Origin of the sequence: Nocardia sp. NBC_01377 (assembly GCF_045040005.1) — a bacterium.
In the GTDB taxonomy this organism is placed as follows: domain Bacteria; phylum Actinomycetota; class Actinomycetes; order Mycobacteriales; family Mycobacteriaceae; genus Nocardia; species Nocardia noduli.
Map to the genome: position 1 here is coordinate 5,361,719 of NZ_CP109566.1, position 22,725 is coordinate 5,384,443.

Annotated in this window: 20 protein-coding genes and 1 pseudogene; 5 read left to right on the forward strand and 16 right to left on the reverse strand. The window is 69.4% G+C overall.

All coding sequences use genetic code 11. From position 1 onward, the window contains the following. Positions 1 to 27 precede the first annotated feature (27 nt). Positions 28 to 3,642 carry a chromosome segregation protein SMC gene (gene smc / locus OG225_RS24650; protein WP_405177463.1) on the reverse strand — a complete coding sequence of 1,205 codons (3,615 nt, stop codon included), beginning with the start codon at positions 3,640 to 3,642 and terminating at the stop codon, positions 28 to 30. A gap of 412 nt (positions 3,643 to 4,054) precedes the next feature. Here smc and OG225_RS24655 point away from each other — a divergent pair, with 412 nt between their 5' ends. Beyond that, positions 4,055 to 6,142, forward strand: a complete 2,088-nt coding sequence (locus tag OG225_RS24655) for a hypothetical protein (protein WP_405177464.1) — start codon at positions 4,055 to 4,057, stop codon at positions 6,140 to 6,142. Between the two features lie 26 nt (positions 6,143 to 6,168). Here OG225_RS24655 and OG225_RS24660 read toward each other — a convergent pair whose 3' ends face one another. Beyond that, positions 6,169 to 6,594 (reverse strand): DUF1707 domain-containing protein, encoded by a 426-nt coding sequence (locus OG225_RS24660; protein WP_405177465.1) that lies wholly within the window; start codon positions 6,592 to 6,594, stop codon positions 6,169 to 6,171. A 191-nt stretch (positions 6,595 to 6,785) separates the two neighbouring features. Between OG225_RS24660 and OG225_RS24665 the strand changes: the two genes are divergently transcribed. Both OG225_RS24665 and OG225_RS24670 read left to right on the forward strand, forming a co-directional pair. Then, the gene (locus tag OG225_RS24665) at positions 6,786 to 7,871 is read left to right on the forward strand and encodes an S-(hydroxymethyl)mycothiol dehydrogenase (RefSeq protein WP_405177466.1); all 1,086 of its coding nucleotides are present in this window, start codon (positions 6,786 to 6,788) and stop codon (positions 7,869 to 7,871) included. After that, a complete protein-coding gene (locus OG225_RS24670) occupies positions 7,868 to 8,494 on the forward strand; it encodes an MBL fold metallo-hydrolase (RefSeq protein ID WP_405177467.1) in 627 nt (208 codons plus the stop codon). The genes OG225_RS24665 and OG225_RS24670 overlap by 4 nt, the downstream gene beginning before the upstream one ends. A gap of 62 nt (positions 8,495 to 8,556) precedes the next feature. Here the strand turns inward: OG225_RS24670 and OG225_RS24675 are convergent, their stop codons facing one another. From OG225_RS24675 to OG225_RS24710, 8 genes are all read right to left on the reverse strand, one after another. Next, positions 8,557 to 9,006: a DUF350 domain-containing protein gene (locus OG225_RS24675; protein ID WP_216911190.1), complete on the reverse strand. Its 450-nt coding sequence runs from the start codon at positions 9,004 to 9,006 to the stop codon at positions 8,557 to 8,559. Between the two features lie 27 nt (positions 9,007 to 9,033). After that, positions 9,034 to 10,200, reverse strand: a complete 1,167-nt coding sequence (locus tag OG225_RS24680; protein ID WP_405177468.1) for a glutathionylspermidine synthase family protein — start codon at positions 10,198 to 10,200, stop codon at positions 9,034 to 9,036. After that, positions 10,200 to 11,177 carry a hypothetical protein gene (locus tag OG225_RS24685; protein ID WP_405177469.1) on the reverse strand — a complete coding sequence of 326 codons (978 nt, stop codon included), beginning with the start codon at positions 11,175 to 11,177 and terminating at the stop codon, positions 10,200 to 10,202. The genes OG225_RS24680 and OG225_RS24685 overlap by 1 nt, the downstream gene beginning before the upstream one ends. 31 nt (positions 11,178 to 11,208) lie before the next feature. Next, a complete protein-coding gene (locus OG225_RS24690; protein WP_405177470.1) occupies positions 11,209 to 11,517 on the reverse strand; it encodes an acylphosphatase in 309 nt (102 codons plus the stop codon). 88 nt (positions 11,518 to 11,605) lie between these two features. Further along, on the reverse strand, positions 11,606 to 12,088 hold the full coding sequence (locus tag OG225_RS24695; RefSeq protein ID WP_216911193.1) for an OsmC family protein: 483 nt from the start codon (positions 12,086 to 12,088) through the stop codon (positions 11,606 to 11,608). Between the two features lie 127 nt (positions 12,089 to 12,215). Then, positions 12,216 to 12,926: a response regulator gene (locus OG225_RS24700; protein WP_216911195.1), complete on the reverse strand. Its 711-nt coding sequence runs from the start codon at positions 12,924 to 12,926 to the stop codon at positions 12,216 to 12,218. A gap of 62 nt (positions 12,927 to 12,988) precedes the next feature. Then, positions 12,989 to 15,613, reverse strand: coding sequence for an ATP-binding protein (locus OG225_RS24705; RefSeq protein WP_405177471.1), 2,625 nt, complete (start codon positions 15,611 to 15,613; stop codon positions 12,989 to 12,991). After that, positions 15,610 to 15,774 (reverse strand): hypothetical protein, encoded by a 165-nt coding sequence (locus OG225_RS24710; RefSeq protein ID WP_405177472.1) that lies wholly within the window; start codon positions 15,772 to 15,774, stop codon positions 15,610 to 15,612. The genes OG225_RS24705 and OG225_RS24710 overlap by 4 nt, the downstream gene beginning before the upstream one ends. Before the next feature lie 449 nt (positions 15,775 to 16,223). On the opposite strand from OG225_RS24710, the gene OG225_RS24715 reads away from it, so the two are divergent. Then, positions 16,224 to 17,306 (forward strand): saccharopine dehydrogenase family protein, encoded by a 1,083-nt coding sequence (locus tag OG225_RS24715; protein WP_405177473.1) that lies wholly within the window; start codon positions 16,224 to 16,226, stop codon positions 17,304 to 17,306. 15 nt (positions 17,307 to 17,321) lie between these two features. On the opposite strand, the pseudogene OG225_RS24720 reads toward OG225_RS24715, so the two are convergent. From OG225_RS24720 to OG225_RS24745, 6 genes and pseudogenes are all read right to left on the reverse strand, one after another. Further along, positions 17,322 to 17,447: pseudogene (locus tag OG225_RS24720) on the reverse strand (flavodoxin family protein); the annotation flags it as partial. A 17-nt stretch (positions 17,448 to 17,464) separates the two neighbouring features. Next, the gene (locus OG225_RS24725; RefSeq protein WP_405177474.1) at positions 17,465 to 17,905 is read right to left on the reverse strand and encodes a hypothetical protein; all 441 of its coding nucleotides are present in this window, start codon (positions 17,903 to 17,905) and stop codon (positions 17,465 to 17,467) included. Next, positions 17,902 to 19,113, reverse strand: coding sequence for a molybdopterin-dependent oxidoreductase (locus OG225_RS24730; RefSeq protein ID WP_405177475.1), 1,212 nt, complete (start codon positions 19,111 to 19,113; stop codon positions 17,902 to 17,904). The genes OG225_RS24725 and OG225_RS24730 overlap by 4 nt, the downstream gene beginning before the upstream one ends. Further along, positions 19,100 to 19,774, reverse strand: coding sequence for a methyltransferase domain-containing protein (locus OG225_RS24735; RefSeq protein ID WP_405177476.1), 675 nt, complete (start codon positions 19,772 to 19,774; stop codon positions 19,100 to 19,102). The genes OG225_RS24730 and OG225_RS24735 overlap by 14 nt, the downstream gene beginning before the upstream one ends. Beyond that, complete coding sequence (locus OG225_RS24740) at positions 19,771 to 20,451, reverse strand: DUF2064 domain-containing protein (RefSeq protein ID WP_405177477.1); 681 nt, start codon at positions 20,449 to 20,451, stop codon at positions 19,771 to 19,773. The genes OG225_RS24735 and OG225_RS24740 overlap by 4 nt, the downstream gene beginning before the upstream one ends. After that, on the reverse strand, positions 20,448 to 21,089 hold the full coding sequence (locus OG225_RS24745; RefSeq protein ID WP_216911243.1) for a glycosyltransferase family 2 protein: 642 nt from the start codon (positions 21,087 to 21,089) through the stop codon (positions 20,448 to 20,450). Before OG225_RS24745 ends, OG225_RS24740 begins: the two co-directional genes overlap by 4 nt. A 174-nt stretch (positions 21,090 to 21,263) precedes the next feature. On the opposite strand from OG225_RS24745, the gene OG225_RS24750 reads away from it, so the two are divergent. Next, on the forward strand, positions 21,264 to 22,721 hold the full coding sequence (locus tag OG225_RS24750; protein WP_405183358.1) for a hypothetical protein: 1,458 nt from the start codon (positions 21,264 to 21,266) through the stop codon (positions 22,719 to 22,721). The last annotated feature ends 4 nt before the right edge of the window (positions 22,722 to 22,725 follow it).

Sequence of the window (22,725 nt, forward strand, 5' to 3'; positions counted from 1 at the left end):
AACGGGCACGCCCTCGCGGCGGTGGTCTCAGCTGGCGGACCGCACTCGCGACGGCTCATCTCCGCGCAGACGCTGGGAGATGACCTGGGTGATGCCGTCGCCGCGCATGCTCACGCCGTAGAGGGCGTCGGCGATCTCCATGGTCGGCTTCTGGTGCGTGATGACGATCAGCTGACTCTTCTCGCGCAGCTGCTCGAACAACCCGATCAGACGCCGCAGGTTGGTGTCGTCGAGCGCGGCCTCGACCTCGTCCATCACATAGAACGGTGACGGGCGGGCCCGGAAGATGGCAACGAGCAAGGCCACCGCGGTCAGTGACTTCTCGCCGCCGGACAGCAGCGACAGTCGTTTGACCTTCTTGCCCGGCGGCCGCGCCTCCACCTCGATACCGGTGGTCAGCATGTCGGAGGGGTCGGTGAGCACCAGCCTGCCCTCGCCGCCGGGGAACAGTTTCGCGAAAACGCCGACGAATTCGCGTTCCACGTCCTCGTAGGCCTCGGTGAAGACCTGAAGGATGCGCACGTCCACTTCGGCGACCACCTCCAGCAGATCCTTGCGGGCGCTCTTGACATCCTCGAGTTGGGTGGCGAGAAAGTTGTAGCGCTCCTCGAGCGCGGCGAACTCCTCGAGCGCGAGCGGGTTCACCTTGCCGAGGGTGGTGAGATCCTTCTCGGCGCGTTTGGCCCTGCGCTCCTGGCTCGCCCGGTCGTAGGGCATGGGGGCGGGCGCGGTGACCTGCTCGCCGCGCTCCTTGGCCTGTTCGTATTCCTGCCATTCCAGATCCGAGGGCGGCAGCGGCACATCCGGGCCGTATTCGGCGATCAGATCCGACAGCGCGATACCGAACTGCTCGGCGATATTCGCCTCCAGCTGTTCGATGCGCAGCGCCGCCTGGGCCTTGGCGACCTCGTCGCGGTGCACCGCGTCGGTGAGCTGGGACAGCTGGACGGTCAGCGCCCGCGCCCGCTCCTTGACCTGGTCCACCTGGGCCGCGGCCTCGGTGCGGCGGCGCACCAGGTCGTCACGTCGCGCGCTCGCCTCGGCCACCACCTTCTCCAGTTCGGCGGCGATCCTCGCACCGGATTCGGCGACCGCGGCGGCGACTCCGGCGGCTTGGCGGCGGGCGGCCTGCGCGCGTTCGGCGCGGGCGCGGGCCTCCCGTTCGGCACGCGCCGCGCGACGCAACGAATCGGCTTTGCCCCGTACCGATTCGGCGCGTTCCTCGGCGGTGCGGACCGACAGGCGCGCCTCGACCTCCATCGAGCGGGCCTCGGCCAACGCGGCGGCGGCTTCCTCGCGGTCGCGTCCGGCCGATTCGGTGCCCGCCGCGCCCGCTCCGTCGTCGTCGCCCTGTTCCAGTTCGACCGCGCGCAGCCGATCCTCCAATTCGGCCAGCGCGGTGAGGGATTCCTCACGGTTCGACTCGGCCACGTCGCGCTGTCCGGTGAGTCGTTCGCTGTCGCGCTCGGCGGCGCGGGTGGCTTCGCCGAGTCTGCCGAGCCGGTCGTAGATTCCGGTCAGCGCCTGATCGGATTCGTGCAACGCCAGCAGCGCCTGGTCGACGGCGTCCTTGCGGTCGGCCTGTTCGTCCAGCGCGCCGGACAGCGCCGCCTCCAATTCCTCGGCACGTCGTTGCGCGGCGGTGAGGTCGGCCGCGGCCGTATCTATGTCGGCCTGGATCTCCAACTGGCTGGGCGCGCGATCGGAACCGCCGAGCACCCAGCCGCTTCCGGCCAGGTCACCGTCGCGGGTGACGACCCGCAATTGCGGACGTTCGGCGATCAATCGCGTCGCCTCGGCGAGATCGGACACCACCGCCACGCCCGCGGTGAGCGCCGCGATCGCCCCGCGCACCTGTTCGGGGCAGTCGACCACATCGCCGAGCCAACGGGCGGAATCGGGCAGGGGCGCACCGAGCGCAGGCGTCGCCGTGCCCGCGTCGAAGACCAGCGCGACCCGTCCGCCGTCGGCTTCCTTCAAGGCCCGGACCGCCGCGTGCGCGCCGTCGCCGGTCTCGGCCGCGACGGCATCGGCGAGCGGACCGAGGGTCGCCGCCACCGCGGCCTCGAAACCGCCGTGCACCCGCAGCATTCCCGACAGCGGGCCGAGCAGTCCGTCGGCGCGATGCTCGGCCAGCCAGGCCGCGCCGTCACGCCGCGCCAGATTCATGCTCAGCGCCTCGATGCGCGCGCTCAGCGACGCGACCCGTTTACTCGCGTCGCGATCCTGTTCGCGCAGTTCGGTGACGCGCTGGTCGGCCAGTGCCATGGCTTGCACCGCGTGTTCGTGCTGGGCGTCGAGTCCGGCCTCACCCGATTCGAGTTCCCCGAGTTCGTTCTGCACCGACTCGAATTCGGCCCCGGCGATCTCGCCGCGCTGCCGCGATTCGGTGATCGCCAGCGACAGTCGCGCGATATCGGCGTCGAACGATTGGCCCCGGGTGCGCAGGTTGTCGACCTGTCCGGCGAGCCTGGCCAAACCCTCGCGGCGATCCGCGATGGCCCGCACCGCCGCCAGATGCGCCTGTTCGGCGGCCTTGGCCGCGTACTCGCGCTCGTGCAGCGCGTCGCGCGCCGCCTCCAGGGTTTCGGTGGCCATCTCCACCGCTTCGCGCAGTTCGGCTTCCTCGGCCTCGACGCGCGCCGCCTCGGCCTCCAGTTGGTCTGGGTCGCGCCCGGTGCCGACCTGGGTCTCGGTGTGCAGGTGCCGGGCCCGGTCACCGGCGATCCGGAGGGTGGCGTTCACGCGTTCGGCGAGCGCGGAGAGCTGGAACCAGATCTGGGCGGCGGCCTCGGCACTCGGCGTGAGCCGGGAAAGCTGGAATTCCTGCTGGGCGAGCGCGGCATTGGCGGCGTCGAGTTCGGACTGCACGGTGATCTGCTGCTCGCGCGCGTACGCCTCTTTGCTCTGCTGACTCTCGAGTTCACCGCGGCGGGTCACCAGATCGTCGGCGGCCAAGCGCATCCGCGAATCGCGCAGGTCGGCCTGCACGGTCTGCGCGCGTCGCGCGACCTCGGCCTGGCGCCCGAGCGGTTTGAGCTGGCGGCGCAATTCGGTGGTGAGGTCGGTCAGGCGAGCCAGATTGGCCTGCATCGCCTCGAGTTTGCGAACCGCCTTCTCTTTGCGCTTGCGGTGTTTGAGCACACCGGCGGCCTCTTCGACGAAGGCGCGGCGGTCCTCGGGACGCGATTCCAGGATGGCCGAGAGCTGTCCCTGCCCGACGATGACGTGCATCTCGCGCCCGATACCGGAATCGCTGAGCAGTTCCTGCACATCCATCAGACGGCAGGAACTGCCGTTGATCTCGTATTCGCCCGCGCCGTCACGGAACATGCGCCGGGTGATGGACACCTCGGCGTAGTCGATGGGCAGCGCGCCGTCGGAGTTGTCGATGGTCAGGGTCACCTCGGCGCGCCCGAGCGCCGCGCGGCCGGTGGTTCCGGCGAAGATGACGTCCTGCATCTTGCCGCCGCGCAACGCCTTCGCACCCTGCTCACCCATGACCCAGGTGAGCGCGTCGACGACATTGGATTTGCCCGAACCGTTGGGACCGACCACACAGGTGATGCCGGGCTCGAAGCGCAGTGTCGTCGCGGACGCGAAGGATTTGAACCCCTTCAACGTCAGGCTCTTCAGGTGCAAATTCGGACGACCTTTCCGTCTTCGATGCGGCCGACAGTACTGGGAGACGACCAACCGTGCCCATCGGCCGAGCGGCGCGTACCCGCTGACCGGCGGGCAGCCCGGTCCAGGTTATCGAGTCATCGGGCGATATCGGGTATCCGGGTGTGCTCCGCGTTTGCCCCGCTGCCGTCGTTGCGGCACTCGCCCGCACCCGGCACGCCGCTGACCTGTGCGGGAAGTCCGGCGGCCGACACCGGAACCGGACGCCCACTCGATCACCGCAACCGCCGAGGGGCGGGCTCGCGCGCTTTTCACGGGGCCCGCGCGCGCCCGCCCCGTGTCGATCAGAGCGCAAACTCTGCCATGAAAGCCTCACTGGGCTTACCATCCACGTGATTCGCCAGCGGAATGTTGTTCGGGAGTATTGCCGATGCCAGCCCCCACACTCGGGACCAGCACCCGCTACCGGCTTGCCCGTATCACCGCCCTGGTGCTAGGCAGCCTGGTCTTTCTCTACGCCTGTGAACGCAGCCGCAGTTCGATGCTCTCGGATGTGCTCGGCGAGGTGCTGCTCGCGGCCTGTCTGGGAATCGCGGGGATCGCCGCGGCCTGGTTCGAGATCTCGCTGAGCAATCGGACCGCCGAACAAGAAGCCGCCGAGACCGGCGAATCCGGTGAGTTCCTCCTCGAATCCGAAGGACGGCGGATCCGGGCGCGGATCGCGCCCTCGGGCAATCTGGTGTTCCACGGCAGGGAGATCTCCGACGGCCCGCAGGCCCACGAGTGGTCGTGGACCTTCCGTCCCACCACCTTCCCCGCGATCCGGACCGCGCTCGGCGGCGGTGACGGCGAACTGGTGCGACTACTCGAGGAGATCATCCCCCGACTGGATCGGCACAGCCGCCGCGACCCCGGCGCGTGGGTGCGCGCGCACGGCATCACCGCGACCTACCGCGAGAAGGGCGACAACCCCAGCCACGCCACCCGCAAACTGCCGATACTCAAACGCGGTCTTCCACGCGAATTGCAGACCGGCAAGGTCGCCGCCATCGCAGCCGGAACGACCGCCGAGCCCGCGGCGCCGGTCCGGCGCGATGCCACGCGCCCGCCGTCCGGCCCGAGCCCCCGGGTCATGCCCGAACCCGCGCGGGTGTCGGTCCGAGGTGGTCGCCGTGCCGATCGGGACGTCGATGAGTCCGACCTCGACGACATCGCGGATTCCTCGCCCGCCGAAGACTATCCGCCGTCGTTGCGCGACCGGCTCGACCAGGCGCGCGGGCTGCTGGCCCGTGTGATCCCACAGCGCCGCGCCGACGACGAATTCGATGACTTCGGCGACCTCGATGACGAGTACGACGAATTCGACGACGAGTACCGCGACGATCCGGACGACGAGTTGTTCGCCAGTGCCGATCGCTCCGACTACCGACCCGCTCCCGCCGACTACGACGGCTACTCCGATTACGACGTCCGCTACGACGATGCCGGGCCGCGACGCCGTCCGGTCGACGGCGCGACCGCGCGACGCTCCGGCGCGACACGGCGCGACGGTTCCGCCGCGGCCGACCGTGCCGACACGGGAGGCAGGCGCGCCGTGCCCGCGCGCGCCGCCGACGACCGTGTGGCACCGGCGACGCGTGACCGTCACGCGTCGGAACCCGACCGACGGAGGCGCGCGGACCGGATCGCGGACGCACCCGCCGCACAGTTCCGTCGGGAAGTCTCCGATTCTGACCGCAACGGACGACCCGTGCGCGAACGCGCCGCAGCCTCCCAGGACCGCCCGATCACGCAACGATCCGACTGGCCGGTCCGGCCTGCCACGGACTCGACGCCAACCCGATCCCGGCGCGCCGCACACGATTCGGGGCCGCAGTCCGCGATCGACCCCGCCGTCCCTCGATCACGTGGCCACGATTCGGGGCAACAATCCGCAGGGGACCCCGGCCGGTCCCGCCGCTCGCTGAGCGATCCGGCACATGAACCCGCCGGTCCGTCGCCTCGGGCCCGTACCGCGTCCGCACGCGCGAACGGCGCGGTTCCGGCCGAACCGGTCGGCGACGGGCGTCGCGGGCGTCGCGATCAGGATCCGGTCGATCGTCCGGCGCGCAGGCCGGTCGCGGCGGCCGAGCCGCGTGACCGTCGCGCACCGTCCGAGGATCCGCCCGCCCGTCGTGCCGCGGCAGCGCGCGAGGGTGGCGCGCGGCGCGATCAGGATGCGCGACGGCAGACGCCCGCGAGCAACGGGAACCGTGCGGTGAATTCGCGTTCGGCCCAGCCGGAGCCGAACCGCAACGGGCGGTCCGCACCGGAGACGCCGGGGCGCGAACGTTCCGAGCGCACGCGGGCGCAACCCGCGCACACACCGCTCGAACCCGCACGGGCCGCCGACCCGGCACGGCGGCGCGCTCCTGTGACCTCCGAGCGGACGGTCGACAGTGCGGCCGCCGCGCGGAGCCGCCGAGATTTCGACGACGACTACGACGACGACGTGCCGCGGTCCCGCCACGGCAGATAGCGGGCGACATCGCGCCGCCCGCGGTTTCACACCCGCTTGCGGTGATGTCCGGATTCGAATCCGGTCACCATGCGGAACGCGAGTACCGCGCCCCACGGTCCGATCACCCAGACCGGCCAGAAGTAGGTGAGTTCGCCGACGCCGAGCGAGATCGCGCCCCAGATCACCAGCACCAGCAGGCTGACTCCGAGCCACGAGGCGCCTTCGATGCGCTGCCAGAGCGGAATCCGGGTCCGGGTGACGCCGGTGTCGCCCGAGGCCTGCTGCGAGAGCCGGGGCAGGTCGGAGAGCACCAGCGCCAGATCGTCACGGGTGGCGGTGGCGTAGACCTTCGCCACGCGCTGGTCGTATTCGGCGAGGTCGAGCCTGCCTTCGGCCAGATGCCTACTCAGTAGCCCCACCACATGGTCACGCTCTTGGTCCGATGCCCGCATACCGGTCGCGATATCCATATCCGATTCCTTATGTCGTTGTTCCTACGGCCGCGGCAGGCGGTCATATTCCACATTAGAATGTGATTCAAGGATGAATCCTCCAATGTGGAATGTCAACTGTTTGCCCCGGGCCCCGTGTCGCGCCGATCCCCGTACACGGCAGGATGGGCCATGTTCGAAAAGCGACAGGCCGAACCCAGGAGGCATTCGTGTCGGAAACCGTGCGTGGCGTCATCGCCCGAGGTAAAGGTGCACCGGTAGAGATCGTCGACGTCGTCATCCCCGATCCCGGACCGCACGACGTGGTCGTGCGCGTTCAGGCATGCGGGGTGTGCCACACGGATCTGCACTACCGCGAGGGCGGCATCAACGACGAGTTCCCGTTCCTGCTCGGCCACGAGGCCGCGGGCATCGTGGACACCATCGGCGCCGAGGTCACCCACGTGACCCCGGGCGATTTCGTGGTACTGAACTGGCGCGCGGTCTGCGGACAGTGCCGCGCCTGTAAGCGCGGGCGCCCCTGGTACTGCTTCGACACCAGCAACGCGAGCAAGAAGATGACGCTCACCGACGGCACCGAACTGAGCCCCGCCCTCGGCATCGGCGCCTTCGCGGACAAGACACTGGTACACGAGAAGCAGTGCACCAAGGTCGATCCCGAGACCGATCCGGCCGTCGCGGGCCTGCTCGGCTGCGGCGTCATGGCGGGGATCGGCGCGGCGGTCAACACCGGCAATGTCTCCCGTGGTGACAGCGTCGCGGTGATCGGCTGCGGCGGCGTCGGCGATGCCGCCATCGCCGGGGCGAGGCTTGCCGGGGCGAGAACCATCATCGCCATCGACCGCGACGCGCGGAAACTCGCCTGGGCCACCGAATTCGGCGCGACCCACACCATCGACGCGAGTACCGAGGACGTGGTGGAGCGACTCAAGGAACTCACCGATGAATTCGGCGCGGACGTCGTGATCGACGCGGTCGGTCGTCCGGAAACCTGGAAGCAGGCGTTCTACGGGCGCGATCTGGCCGGAACCGTGGTTCTCGTCGGCGTCCCCACCCCGGAGATGACCCTCGACATGCCGCTGATCGACCTGTTCTCGCACGGCGGCGCGCTCAAATCCTCGTGGTACGGCGACTGCTTGCCCGAGCGCGACTTCCCCGTGCTGATCGACCTGTACCGCCAGGGCCGACTGCCGCTGGACCGTTTCGTCTCCGAACGCATCGCGCTCGACCAGGTGGAAGCGGCATTCCACTCGATGCACAAGGGTGACGTGCTGCGATCGGTGGTGGTCCTGTGAGCGCGCGTATCGATCGGGTCGTCACCTCGGGCACGTTCTCGCTCGACGGCGGCACCTGGGATGTGGACAACAACGTCTGGCTGATCGGCGACGACAGCGAGGTCGTGGTCGTCGACGCCGCGCACGACGCGGACGCGATCGCGGCGGCCGTCGGCGGCCGCAACGTCGTCGCGGTGCTGTGCACGCACGGGCACAACGATCACGTCACCGTCGCACCGGAATTGAGCAAGCGCCTGGACGCGCCCATCCTGTTGCACCCGGGCGACGAGCCGCTGTGGCAGATGACCCACCCCGGCGTCGCGTATCGCTCGCTCGCCGATACCGAGCGAATCACGGTGGCGGGCACCGATATCGACATCCTGCACACCCCCGGCCACTCCCCCGGCTCGGTCAGCCTGCACCTGCCCGAACTGCACGCGCTGTTCACCGGCGACACCCTGTTCAACGGGGGGCCGGGAGCCACCGGTCGCTCGTATTCGGATTTCGACACCATCATCGAATCCATCCGCACCCGGCTGCTCACCCTCCCCGAGGACACGACGGTGCACACCGGCCACGGCGACGGCACCACCATCGGCACCGAGAAGCCCGCGCTGGCCGACTGGATCGCCCGCGGTCACTGACCCCGGTGGCACGCCTCGGAGGCCGCAGCCCGCGAACGGGTTCCGGCCTCCGGGACGGCGGTCTACAGGATGGCGAACGCGACGACGAGACCGAGCGCGAAATGCGCCGCGGCGACGACGAGAACCTCGACGGTGTAGGTATCGGCGTGCAGGGCGTTCCCGATGTGGATGCCGAGCACCCGCTCCAGCACGCGCACCGAGATGACCTGGGCGATGATGCCGACCAGGCCGTACACCAGCGAGGAGATCAGGCCCTCGGACAGTTTGCCCTCGGAGGAGAAGATCGCGAGGACCACGATGATCGCCATGCTGATGATGCCCGCGGCGGTCACGATGATGGCGTTGGGCTTGCCCGCGGCGACCAGCTTGCGCAATTTACCCGGCGTCGTCAGATCGATGGCGTAGAAGCCGATGAGCATCAACGCCAGGCCGATCACGGCGTAGAGGAGAATGGCCCCCACGCCTTCGCCGAGTGAGCTCCAGTACCCCGATTCGAGGGCGACTGCGGTCATCGATGGTCCTTCCTGAACACTGAACGTCTAGTTCGTGGGAATGCGGTGCGGGACGAAGGCGGCGCCGTCGTCGGTGATCAGACCGGCGGTCTCCCTGATACCGAGACCGGCGGCGGTGTCGCCGACCATCCAGGCACCGAGGACCGGTCGCATATCGTCGAATTCCGGCAGCGGATCGAGTAATTGGTAGACGAAACCCTCGTCGCCGTACATCCCGCCGGTCGCCGTCTCCATACCCGCGCCGACGATCGTCATATTCGCGCCCTCGCGCCCCAGTTTCGGTTTGCGGATGTACTCGGTGAGTTCGTGCGGCTCGTCGAGATAGGCGGGCAACAGATTCGGGTGCCCGGGATACATCTCCCACAGCACCGCCAGGATCGCCTTGTTGCTCAGCAGCGCTTTCCACAACGGTTCCACCCACATGGTCTGCGGCAGGCTCTGCACGACCTTCTTTCCGAAGTCGTCGTCGAGCACCCACTCCCACGGGTAGAGCTTGAACGCCGATTCGATCGGCGCCTCGGCGAGGTCGACGAAACGTTCCAGCTCGGAATCGAATCCGATCTCCTCGATCGGCAACGCGATGGTGTCGAACCCCGCTTCGGCAGCGGTCTCCTGCATATACGCCGTGGTGACATTGTCCTCACCCGTGGCGTCGGCGGACGACCAGCTGAAATGCAGTTGCGCCGAGGGCAGGATGTCGCGCAACTCGCGCCAGCGCTCGACCAGCTTCTCGTGCAGCGAATTCCACTGGTCGTCGTCGGGGTGGACCGTGGTCAGCCAGTGCCACTGGATGATCGCGGCCTCGAGCAGCGAGGTCGGCGTATCGGCGTTGTATTCCAGCAGTTTCGCCGGTCGTCGCGCGTCGTAGCGCAGGTCGAAGCGGCCGTACACGTGCGGATCACTGCGCCGCCAGGATTCGGCGATCGGTTCCCACGTCCATTCCGGCAGGCCGAATTCCCGGTAGCGCTCGGTCAGAACGACGTGTTCGACCGCGTGCAGGCACATCGAGTGCAGCAGTTCGACATCGGCTTCCAGCGCGAGGATCTCCGGCATGTCGAATTCGTAGTGCACCGATTCGTCCCAGTACGGGCGCGGCTGTCCGCTCGCGTCGCGGCCGGGCGCACCGTAGACCAGGCCCTGGCCTTCGATGATCTGCTGCCATCCCGGCCGCGGCGTGCCTCGGACACGCCGCATTACGATCCGCCCCCGGTGCTCTTGCTGCCGAGTCCGCCGCGCTGCACGGTGGTGCCGGACTTGGTCTTGATCTCGGCGCCCTTGGGCCGCACGGTGACCGCGCCCGTCGGCGGTTTGCCGATGGTGGTGCTGCCGCCGTAGTAGTAGCGGTACTGCGGCCAGCCTCCGAGCAGGATGATGGCGCCGGCGCTGTTGCGTCCGGTGTCGTCGTCGGCGAACCCGGCCTGGCCGGGCTTGCAGTACTTGTCCTCGACCACGACCTCCTGCCCCTTCTCGTTCACCTGAACGCACGAGGCGGTCACCGAATCCGGCGCTGTCAGCGCGCGATACGCCAGATAGCCGCCGCCGACCAATCCGGCGACACCGACGACGGCGACACCGCCGATCAGGACGCGATTGCGGTTGCGCTTCTTGTTCTGCGTGGCGGCGACCGCCGCGCGCTGCGCTTCCTCGGCGCGTTTGCGCGCTTTGTCGCGCGCCCTCGACTCGGCGACCGTCGGTGGACGCGGTTGGGTGACACCGGGTTCTTGGCGCTGGACACTGCCCTGCCAGGGTTGCTGGTCACCACCCTGCTGGGGCTGCGCACCGAACGGCGTGGTCGGAACCGGCTGGCCCGCATCGGAACCTGTCGAACCCGGGGGCGGCCACGGCGGCGGCGCACTGCCACCGGACCCGGAAGAACCTCCCGACGGCGGCCAAGGCGGCGGCGCGTTACCACCGGACCCGGAAGAACCTCCCGACGGCGGCCACGGCGGCGGCGCGTTACCACCAGATCCGGAAGGCCCCCCCGCCGGAGGCCAAGGCGGCGGCGCGTTACCGCCAGATCCGGAGGAACCTCCCGAAGGCGGCCACGGCGGCGGCGCGTTATCACCGGATCCGGGAAATCCTCCGGGCGGCGGCGGAATCGGCGCACCACTACCCGGTTCTTCACGACCGGAACCGCCAGATGATTCCCCACCCGGTTGCTGCGTGCTCAACGAAACCTCCCCGGCACTCTCGAAACCACCACTACCGCTCCTCGAATCCGGGCATATCACCCCGGGCGGGCTCCCAGCTTTCCACAACCAGGGTCACCCGGCCAGCCGTATCACCCGAGCGCAACATTTCCAGCAACTTCAGGCAGGCGGTGCGCTGTCCCTCGGCGACCACGTGCACGCGACCGTCGGGTGCGTTCCTGGCATATCCGGTGAGTCCGAGTTCCAGTGCGCGCGAGCGTGTCCACCAGCGGAATCCGACACCCTGCACGGTGCCGTGCACCCACGCGCTCAGTCGCGCGCGCTCATCCGGCCCGGATCCCGGCGCAGGTAACTCACCCATGGCGCAGACCATAACGGGTGCGGTGTCGGCGGGTGCACTCCACCGGCGGAGTCGGTTCGCGCTGCGGCGCGGCTTCCCGCGTGTCGGCTCAGGCGTCGACCTCGAACGACAGCGTCACCTTCGTTCCCGACTTCAATGTCCGACCGACGGTGCACACCTTGTCGATGGCCCGCGTCACGGTGACGAGTAGTCGTTCGCGGGCTTCGTCGTCGAGTTCGCTCAGATCGAGTTCGAAGACCTCGTCGAGTTGCGGGTAGACCTCGTTCTCCCGATCCGGGTCGCCCGACACCCGGATGGTGGCGTCGAAATTGTCGCCGAGCCGACGCGAGAGCGGGAAATCCGCGCTCAGACCCGAGCAGGCCGCCAGCGCGATCTTCAGCAGTTCGCCCGGTGTGAACCGGCCGGGGACCCCCTGCGACCCGATCAATACCTCGGCGCCACGGGAACTGCGACCGGTGTATTCGCGGGTTCCGGTGCGCTCGGCCCACAGCGTGGTCGGTTCCGCGCTCGTCGGCGCTGCCGCGTCGCTCACGGCGGCATTGGTCACGGGTGCAGCGGTCTGGTCAGCCATGGGTCGATCCTGCCATTGTCGTCGGGACGGTCGGGAACCACTCACGGTTGGCAACACCGTCCGGACGCGCCCGCATTCCTGCCGGGAGCATCGTCACACCCCCGAGGACGAACGCGCGCGCCGCCGCTCATTCCTGGAAGCGATATCCCATCCCCGCCTCGGTCAGCAGGTGTTTCGGATGCGACGGATCGTCTTCGAGTTTGCGCCGCAACTGCGCGAGATACACCCGCAGGTAGTGGGTTTCGGTGGCGTAGGACGGTCCCCAGACCTCGCGCAGCAGTTCCTTGCGCCCGACCAGCTTTCCCCGGTGGCGGACCAGCATTTCGAGCATGCCCCATTCGGTGGGCGTCAGATGTACGGCCGCACCGTCCTTGGTGACCTTCTTGGCGGCCAGATCGACGGTGAACGACGAGGTCACCACCACCGGATCGTCGGAATCGGCCGAGGCGGCCGCGCCGCGCCGAACGGCCGCGCGCAGCCTGGCGAGCAGTTCGTCCATGCCGAAGGGTTTGGTGACGTAGTCGTCGGCGCCCGCGTCCAGCGCCTCGACCTTGTCGGCGGAATCGGTGCGGGCCGAGAGCACGATCACCGGGATCTCCGTCCAGCCGCGCAGCCCGGCCAGCACCTCGATGCCGTCCATATCGGGCAGCCCGAGATCGAGGATCACCACGTCGGGATGCCTTTCGGCCGCCGCGCGCAATGCCGCCGCACCGCTGCCCGCGGTGATCACTTCGTAGCCGCGCACCGACAGGTTGATGCGCAGCGCCCGCACGATCTGCGGTTCGTCGTCGACGACCAGCACCGTGATCGACGGGCCGTCCTGCTTCGTTTCGGTCATCGAGACTTCGCTCCGCCTCTCCGGATACTGCGCCGTGGCCCGTTCGATCACGGTCGTTGTCATCATCGGCCACCGCCATCACGCTCGTCGATGGGGTTCGGCGCCGACGCGACATCGGCGGGAACCGCCTCCGGCGTCTGTTCCGTCGGGCCCGTCGCGATCCGCGACTCGGTCCCGACGGACGCGGACCCGGCCGAGGTCTCCGGGTCGGCGGGCAGATCGACGACCATCGTCAGCCCGCCACCCGGCGTCGGTTCGGCGTGCACCGTGCCGTCCATCGCCTCGACGAAACCGCGCACCACCGACAGCCCCAATCCGACCCCGGTGGTGTTGTCGTGATCGCCCAGGCGCTGGAACGGTTCGAACAGTTGCTCCTCGGCACCGCGGGGAATGCCGGGGCCGATGTCGACGACCGTGAGCGAGACCCGGTCGCCGACCCGTTCCGCCGTCACCCGGATCGGGGTGTCGCGTCCGGAGTGCCGAAGCGCGTTGTCGATCAGGTTGGCGACCACCCGTTCCAGCAGGCCGCTGTCGGCGAGCACCGAGACCTCGCCCACCGCCACCTCGACCCGATCCATGGCGGCGCGGCGCGGTCCACGCGCACCCATCCCGACGCTGACCAGCGCGCGATGCACCACCTCGTCCAGGTAGATCCGGTGCACCCGCGGCGTGACGACCCCGACAGCCAGGCGCGACGAGTCCAGCAGATTGCCGACCAGCGCGGTCAGTTGATCCACCGACTCCTCGACGGCCTCCAGCAGTTCGGCGGTGTCCTCGGGCGAGAATTCGACATCGTCGCTGCGCAGACTGGAGACGGCGGCCTTAGCCCCGGCCAACGGGGTGCGCAGATCATGGCTGACCGCCGACAGCAGCGCCCGGCGCAACCGGTCCGCTTCCAGGAGCGCCGCCGCCGCGCTCGCCTCCTCGGCCAGTCGCGCCTGTCGCACCAGACCCGCCGCCTGGTTCGCGACGGCGGTCAGCACCGGCCGGTCACCCGCCGACAGCGCGGATCCCGCGAGCAGCAACGCGCTGGTGGTGTCACCGGCTTCGACGACGGTTTCGGCGTCGGCGACCCGGCGCGGCGGATCGACCCCGACCTCCGCGACCACCACGTCACCGCACATCATGGCGACCGCGCGAAACCCGTAGGTCTCGCGCACCTGTTCCAGCAGTTTGGGCAGGTCGGCGCCGTGCAAGATCGCGCCGGCGAACATCGTCAGCAGTTCGGCCTGCCGAGAGGCCTTGCGCGCCTGGCCCGTGCGTTCGGTCGCGACGTCGACCAGGGCCGCCACCGCGACCGCGACGATCAGCAGTACCACCACGGTGACGAAACTGTCGGGTTCGGCGATGGTCAGGCTGTAGCGGGGGTCGGCGAAGAACCAGTTCAGCAGCAGTCCGGAGAACAGCGCCGAGAACGCCGCGGGCACGACGCCGCCCAAGAGCGCGACCGCGACCACGCCGATGAAGAACATCGCGCTCAGACCGCCGAGTTCGAGGTACCCGTCCAGGAACGCGGCGCCGATCCCGCAGACCGCGAGCGGCACGAGGACCGCGGCGAGCCAGGCCGTCACCGGCTGCCGGGGTGCGATGGACCGCCGACGCCTGCCCCGGTTGGCCTCCTCGTGGGTGACCATGTGGACATCGATCTTCCCCGACCGCTGCACCACGGTCGACCCGATGCCCTCGTCGAAGATCCTGGCCCAGCGCGACCGCCTCGAGGTGCCGAGCACCAACTGGGTCGCGTTCACCTCGCGGGCGAATTCCAGCAGCGCGGCGGGCACATTGTCGCCGGTCACCGTGTGCAGCGACGCGTCGAGACTGGCCGCGAGATCACGGAGCCTCGCCATCCGCGCCGCGGAGACGCCGACCAGCCCGTCACCGCGCACCACGTGCAGCAGGACGAGATCGGCACTCGATTTCGTCGCGATGCGACTCGCGCGCCGGACCACGGTCTCCGATTCCGGACCGCCGGTCACCGCGACCACGACGCGCTCGCGCGCTTCCCACAGATCGGTGATCTTGTGGTCGGCCCGGTACTTCGCCAGCGCCGCGTCCACCTGATCGGCCAGCCAGAGCAGGGCGAGTTCGCGCAGCGCGGTCAGATTGCCCTGACGGAAGTAGTGGCGCAGCGCGGCGTCGACCTTGTCCGCAGCATAGACGTTGCCGTGGGAAAGTCTGCGCCGCAACGCTTCCGGGGTGATATCGACCAGTTCGACCTGTTCCGCGCCGCGCACGACCGCGTCGGGAACGGTCTCGCGCTGTTCGACTCCGGTGATCTGCTCGACGACGTCGTTGAGGCTCTCCAGATGTTGCACGTTCACCGTCGAGATGACGTCGATACCGGCGTCGAGTAGTTCCTCGATGTCCTGCCAGCGCTTCTCGTGCCTGCTGCCCGGCGCGTTCGTATGGGCCAGTTCGTCGACGAGCACGACCGAGGGTCGGCGGCGCAGCACCGCCTCGACATCGAGTTCCCGGAATTCGGCGCCGCGATAGGTGATCGGCTTGGTGGGGATCCGCTCGATTCCCTGGAGGAGTTCCGCGGTCTTGGCCCGGCCGTGCGTCTCGACCAACGCGGCCACCACATCGCGACCGCGTTCGACTCGGCGATGCGCTTCGCCGAGCATGGCGAAGGTTTTGCCGACCCCCGGTGCCGCACCCAGGTAGATGCGAAGCTGACCGCGTTTCACTCGTCCATCATCGCGCGCCACGACGCGCGACCGCCGTTGCGACCACGGTCTGTCGCGAGCTTCGTGTCTCGGCGACCGACGCCACGATCACCGGCCGCCACCTGCGACGTCCTTATCAACAGCGCGCAGAGTACGAACCCCACGACCAGGGTGACCGCCACGACCGACTCCCTTTCGACAACGGGGTCGCGCTGGGATGTCCGCTCGGCCTCTCGATGTCGTTCCTACCCCCGGTGTCGGGCGACGAGCGCGGTCTTTACGACGTCTTGACGGGATCGCGCCCGGCCTTGACGGACTCTTTCCACACGCGGCACGCCCCGTCAACGAGACGTCAAGGCCTGCCGATGGACCGCCGAGAACCCGTAAGGAAGCGCGGCGACGGCCCTTTCACGGACTTGACTCACCGGTGCGCACCCCGGGGCTGAGGCCTCGGCGGAACACGGCGCTACCGGGCGAACCGCACCGGGTCGAACCCGCACCCGCCTTCGGCCGTCCCGAGCGGTCGGATTCGAGGCCGGCGTACGGGTCATGTCCGACCCGGGGAACAAGTTACAGTTTGTCAGTACCGGTAGTTCATACCGGGCAACCAGCGGAGAGGACCGAGACCGGCATGACGTGGATGATCTACGGGGCGAACGGCTACACCGGTGGGCTGCTGGCCGAGCGCGCGGTCGCCGCCGGTGAGCGGCCGGTGCTCGCGGGCCGCAACGCCAAGGCCGTGGGCGCGGTCGCGCGACGACTGGATCTGCCGTTCGTCGTGGTGGATCTCGCCGACAGCGCCGGGCTGGACGCGGCGCTCGCCGATGTCGATATCGTCGCGCACTGCGCGGGCCCGTTCTCGGCGACGGCTCTGCCGATGGCGCGGGCCTGCCTGCGCACCGGCACCCACTACACCGACGTCACCGGCGAGGTCGACGTCTTCGAGGCGCTGTACGGGCTGCACGACGCGGCGGTGGCGGCCGGGGTCGCGCTCGTGCCCGGTGTGGGATTCGACGTCGTGCCCACCGAATACCTCGCGGTGCGCCTGGCCCGGGAACTGCCGACCGCCACCCACCTCGATATCGCCCTGGTCAGCCGGGGCGGGTTCAGTCGCGGAACCCTGCGCACCGCGCTGGAGGGCGCGCAAGCGGGCGGGCGGGTCCGCGCCGACGGTGACCTGGTGTCGGTCGCGACCGCGCATCGCTCCCGCCGGGTCAGGTTGACCGGCGAAGAGGTCACCGTCCACAGCATTCCGCTCGGTGACATCAGCAGTGCGTACCGCTCCACCGGCATCGCGAATATCACCGACTTCACCCGAATCCCGTTCGGCGGATTCCTCCGTCGCGTCGATCCCGTCGTGCGCGCGACGCTACGCCTGCCCGGCGTCACGAAACTGCTCGATCGCGGGATCGCGGCGGCGATCACCGGCCCGTCGGAGAACACCCGCGCCGACACCCGCAGCGAACTGTGGGCCGAGGTCACCGACCCCGCCGGGCAGGCGAGGCAGCTGAGCCTCGTGGTCGCCAACACCTACGATTTCACCGCCGCCGGCGCCCTGCACGCGGTGCGGACACTGGCCGCGGCCGAATCCGTCCCCGCCGGAGCGCACACCCCGAGCCAGGCCCTCGGCGCGGATTTCCTCGAGGGGATTCCGCGGGCGGGCGTGGACGTGGGCGCGATCGTCGCGCCGACGGGGACCGGCGCGGCGCGGTAGCCCGCCGACCTCGATTCAGCGGTATTCGGGGTTCTCGAAATCGAATCGGCAACCGGCGTCCCATTCGGAGCGCTGGTTGCCGTGCGCGGGAATGCCGTCGTTGTTCTTCAGCAGACGCGCCAGATGCAGCAGATTCCACGTCAGATCGTCGAATCCGGTCACGGTGTACTCCTTGTCGCGGTGGTGCCGGGGGAACGTCGGGAGCGCAGGTGTGCTGCCGTTCCCGCGGCGAGCACGAGAATCCAGATCAGGGCCAGCGCGACGGTGAGGCCGAGCGGATAGTCGCGGTCGAGCACGGTCGGATTGTCCGCGACGGCCCCGCCGCGGCGCAGGACCGGGGCGGTGATCAGCAGTACCGCGACCGTGCAGACCGCACCGCAGGCGATCGGACCCCACCAGGTGCGCGGCAGGTAGTAGCGCGCCGTCGCCCCGGTCAGGGCGCACAGCGGCGCGAAGACGCCGTCGTGCACCAGGATCGCGGCCGCGAACCAGAGGATCACCGACACCAGATCGGGGCGACTCAGATCGAACAACAGGCCGATGCCGTGCCAGCCGAGCCACAATCCGGCCGCGACCAGCGCGACGCGTACGGCGGTCACGCGCGCACCTCGATACTCGACAGCCATTTCGTCTGGAGCACGCCGGGCCGGTTCGGTGCGATCAGGCGACACGGGTAGCCGTGTTCCAGATCCAGCGTCTCGCCGTTGAGCGTCAACGCGATCAGCGTGTCCGAGGCGACCACGTGCGGTTGCGGTAGTAACGACGTGCGATAGATGCCGCCGGTCTCCAGCGAGGCGAAGCCGACCGCACCGCCCGGATACGGACCGACGGCCTCGAGCAGGTCGCGCAGGCGCACCCCGGACCAGTCCGCCGACGCACTCCATCCCTCGACGCAGGCGATCGGCAGTGTCGCCGTGGTCTGCGGCAACGCCGACAACTCGTCGCGGCTGAATTCCCTACTGCGCTCCCCCACGACGACCCGCAGCCGATACGCGGGATCCCGCGCGCTGTCGCGCACACCGGCCGCGGTGGCCGTTCGGTTCACCGGAAGCCCCTGCGGCCCTTGCCCGCTGCGCGGCGCGGCGAAGGACAGGTGCCGCAGCAGTGGCACGCTCTGTCCGGCGACCACGACCACGGCCAATCCCGCCGACACGCCCGCCGCCGTGAGCACCATCCGCCGCGAACTGCGCTGTCCACCAGCACTGTCGGCGTCGATCGGCTCGGGTGTACCCGGCGGATCGACCGCGGGCTCCGAATCCAGCGGACGACTCAGCGCCGCCCTGATGACCGGCAACTTCACCGCGAGGTGCACCGCCAGCGCACCGGCGACGATATAGGCCATCGCGTAGTGCGCGGTCGGGAAGAAGAATTTCCACGGGTACCACTGGGCGATATTGAGCAGTCCCGTCGACAGTTCGAACAGGACCGCTCCGACCAGTAATGCGATCGATCCGCGTTCCAGGGCGCGCAGCGGTGAGCCGAACAGCGGACGCTGGAACAGCCGGGGATAGACCGCCCAGAGTTTCACCACGACAAGCGGTATCGCGGCCACTCCGGAGACGACGTGCAGTCCCTGGGTGAACCGGTAGAGCCAGACCGGATGCGCGGGCCACCGGAACCAGTTCGGCGGATGTTGGATGCCGTGACTGATCAGACCGGTGCAGAAACAGATCAGGATCGCGACGCCGAGCGCGATGCCGACTCGGCTCGCGACCTCGGGCCCCCGCGCCCGCGAGATCCGCGACCACTCGCGCACCCGCCGGAAGTCCGAGCCCCCCGGGCTGGAATCGTTGTCACCGGAACTCATCGCAACGCACCTGCTCCGACTCTGGATCACGCCGTAACCACGCGATATGTCTGCCGTCCACCGAGGCCGTGCCGACCACTCGAAGGCCCGCCCCGGCCGCGACCTCGTCCGCGTGTTCGATGCCGACGCGGGACCAGGGGAACCACGCGCCCACCCCTGACCGTGATTCCAACCGGATCGGGCGGGTCACCACACCTGTTCCGGGAACGGCGAATTCGACGATGGCCAGCCCGTCGTGGGCGAGCAGTTCGGCGGTGCGCGCGAGAATGCGCCCCGGATCACCGCCGATGCCGATATTGCCGTCGGCCAGCAGGGCATACGCCCAGCGTCCGGTGCCCGGTAGCGGGCCGAACAGATCGCGATGCAGCGCGGGCGCGCCACGGAACCTGGTGATGTGCACCGCCGCGGGCGAGATGTCGACACCGAGGGCGAGCACCCCGCGCCGCAGCAATCGCGCGACGAGCCTGCCCGGACCGCAGCCCAGGTCGAGTGTCGGTCCGTCACAGCAGGCGGTCAGCGCGGAATCCGCGCGGTGCTCGGCGCCGGACAGCCCGAGCCAGCGCCGGGTCGGCAGCCGATGACGCTTCCCATCGTCGCTGCGTATCCAACATCGCTCGCCCGCGAGCATGCGATCGAACACGTCGAAATCGGTGCCGCTCACCGTGTCACCAGCCCGTGTTCGCGCACGGCGTCGACGGTCGCGGCGAAACGTCCACCGGAGACCGCGGCCACCGCCACGGCATCGGCGAAGGTGTCCACATCCCGGAACGTGGGCAGGTCGCACACTCGGAACCCGCAGTGGCGCACCATGTCACGGGTCAGCTCGCCGGTGCGCGGGGTCGACATCGGCACCCCCGCCAGCAGATGCGCCGGCTGCGGCACAGGCAGACCGAGCGCCCACCATCCGCCGTCCTCGGCGGGTCCGAGCAATGCCGAATCGTCCTCGGCCAGCTGCCGTGCGGCGGCGCCGAGCACATCGGGTCCGATCTGCGGGGTGTCCATCCCGATCTGGAGGACGGGCGCGCCGAATCGGGCGGCGTCGGCGTGCGCGTTGGCGAGCCTGGTGCCGAAATCGGTTCCGCGCTGCGGAAATACGATGAATTCGTCCAGTGCCCGCGCCAATTCCGCACCGCGTTCGGCGGCGGCGAGATCACCGGTGAACGCGACCACCCGGTGGGTGACCCCGCTGCGTGTCACCGCGTCGAGAGTGTCGAGCAGCGACGCCGCGGCCACCTGGGCCGCCGCGCGCGGATCGAGCGGCGGGGTCAGCCTGGTCTTGGCGAATCCGGCGATCGGCGCCTTGGCGATGACGAGCAGCGTCGTCTCGCGGCCGGTCATCGCAGCACCGCCAGGAAATCCCTGGTGGCGCGCACTGTCCCGAGCCACGATCCCGATACCTTGGACCGGCCGCCCGACCTGGGCCGATAGCTGATATCCCGTTCGACGACCCGCCATCCCGACCCGGCCGCCCCGACCAGCAGTTCCAGCGGATATCCGGAACGGGGATGCAGCGGCCCCAGCGACAGCACCGTGCTGCGCCGGGTCACCCGCATGGCGGCGATATCGTGCACGGGGAGTCCGTACCTGCGCCGCAGCCTGCGGGCGATCAGGATATTGCCCATCCGCGCGTGCCACGGCCACACCCCCGCGCCGACCGGGCGACGCCGCCCCACCGCGAGATCGGCTCCACCACGGACCAATTCGACGAGATCGGGCAGTTCGGCGGGATCCATCGAACCGTCGCCGTCCAGTACCGCGACCAGTTCGGTGCGGGCCGCGTGGATACCCGCCTGCACCGCCGAGCCGTATCCGGGGCGTTCCTCGCGGACCACGGTCGCGCCACGACTGCGGGCGACGGCGTCGGTGCCGTCGGTCGACCCGTTGTCGACGACCAGCGCGTGATAGCCGGCGGGGATCGCCGCCAGGACATCCGGCAATGATTCAGCTTCGTCTCGACACGGAATAACCACGGTCACTCCGTGCGGATCAACGTGGGCTTCGGTCACGGTTCGACGCTATGCGGTGCGGGCTCGATCGGCGGTCGAAATCCTGTGACGAAACAGTGACGGTGCCTGAAAAGTGGTCTGGAACTGCGGTAACCGCCCGGTCGGCACCCTAGGGTGAGAGCCGTGCACGACGTCAGGGACGCCATCGAACAGGAAGCCGCGGAGCAGCCGGGATTCCGGTGGCGGGGCGAGATCGCCGCCGCGGGGATCGCCTCCGTATTGGTCGCCGCGGCCTTCATCGTGCCGCGATTCCACAGCGAACAGTGGCGGGCCACGCTGTACGCGGGCTCGGCGCCGATCTTCGGGAACTGGCTACCGCATATCGGCTGGGGAACGGGTCCGGCCGTCCTCGTGGCCTGCCTGGTGATCCTCCGGGGACCGGACCTGGCGGCGCGGCTCCCGTGGCGGAGGCTGCTGGCGACGGCCTGGCTCACCGCGCTGGCCTGGGCCTTCGCGCTCGCCATGGTCGACGGATGGCGACGCGGCTTCACCGACCACCTCGTCGACGGTCACGAATACCTGCACGAGGTGCCCGGCATCACCGACATTCCCGCTGCGCTGCAAGGTTTCTCGGATCGCATCCTCGATTTCCAGCCGGATTCGTGGACCACTCACGTCTCCGGGCACCCGCCCGCCGCGCTGCTGTTCTTCGTCGCCCTGGACCGGATCGGTCTCGGCGGCGGGACCTGGGCGGCGACGGCCTGCCTCCTGATCGGCACGAGCACCGTGGTGGCGGTGGCGGTGACGCTGCGGGCGCTGGGCGCCGAGGAACGCGCGCGCGCCACGCTGCCGTACCTGGCGCTGGCGCCCGCCGCGATCTGGATCGCCGTCTCCGCCGACGCGATGTTCGCCGGTGTCACCGCGTGGGCCGTGGCGCTGCTGGCGATCGCGACCCGCTCCCGCCCGGCACGCACCCCGACCCGAGAGATATCGGCCGCCGAGTTCGCCATCTCGCGCCACGCCGGTCGTAGCCGCTCCGCCCGCCGTGCCGCCGAAACCCCGATCACCGCTCCGCAGCGCGGGGGGCGACCGTTGATCGCCGTTTCCGCCGGTGTGTTGTTCGGCCTCGGGATCTACCTCAACTACGGCCTCGTGCTGATGGTCTTTCCCGCGGTGGCGGTATCGATCGCCGGACGCACCGCGCGCCCGCTGCTCCCCGCGGCGGCGGGCGCGTTGGCGGTGGTCGCGGTGTTCACCGCCTCCGGATTCTGGTGGTTCGACGGCTATCACCTGGTGATCGAACGCTACTACCAGGGCATCGCCACCGAACGTCCCTACTCGTACTACTGGTGGGGCAATCTCGCCGCCACAGTGTGCGCGGTCGGCCTCGCCACCGCGGCGGGTCTGGCCCGGGCTCTGGCCCCGCGCACGCTGCGGGCACTCGACCCGGCGGCGCTGCTCGTCGCCGCCGCACTGTGCGCGATCATCGCCGCCGACATCAGCGGACTCAGCAAAGCCGAAACCGAGCGGATCTGGTTACCGTTCGATGTGTGGCTGCTCGCCGCGACAGCTTTCCTACCCCGGTCCCACGCCAGGGTCTGGCTCGCGATCCAGGCGGCGGGCACGCTCACGCTCGTCCATCTGGTCCTGACGAATTGGTGACACC

Bases quoted from the DNA above. Each gene is read 5' to 3' on its own strand.
- OG225_RS24655 (WP_405177464.1), top strand. From the start codon at position 4,055: ATGCCAGCCCCCACACTCGGGACCAGCACCCGCTACCGGCTTGCCCGT.
- OG225_RS24660 (WP_405177465.1), bottom strand. From the start codon at position 6,594: ATGGATATCGCGACCGGTATGCGGGCATCGGACCAAGAGCGTGACCAT.
- OG225_RS24675 (WP_216911190.1), bottom strand. From the start codon at position 9,006: ATGACCGCAGTCGCCCTCGAATCGGGGTACTGGAGCTCACTCGGCGAA.
- OG225_RS24680 (WP_405177468.1), bottom strand. From the start codon at position 10,200: ATGCGGCGTGTCCGAGGCACGCCGCGGCCGGGATGGCAGCAGATCATC.
- OG225_RS24690 (WP_405177470.1), bottom strand. From the start codon at position 11,517: ATGGGTGAGTTACCTGCGCCGGGATCCGGGCCGGATGAGCGCGCGCGA.
- OG225_RS24695 (WP_216911193.1), bottom strand. From the start codon at position 12,088: ATGGCTGACCAGACCGCTGCACCCGTGACCAATGCCGCCGTGAGCGAC.
- OG225_RS24700 (WP_216911195.1), bottom strand. From the start codon at position 12,926: ATGACCGAAACGAAGCAGGACGGCCCGTCGATCACGGTGCTGGTCGTC.
- OG225_RS24715 (WP_405177473.1), top strand. From the start codon at position 16,224: ATGACGTGGATGATCTACGGGGCGAACGGCTACACCGGTGGGCTGCTG.
- OG225_RS24730 (WP_405177475.1), bottom strand. From the start codon at position 19,113: ATGAGTTCCGGTGACAACGATTCCAGCCCGGGGGGCTCGGACTTCCGG.
- OG225_RS24740 (WP_405177477.1), bottom strand. From the start codon at position 20,451: ATGACCGGCCGCGAGACGACGCTGCTCGTCATCGCCAAGGCGCCGATC.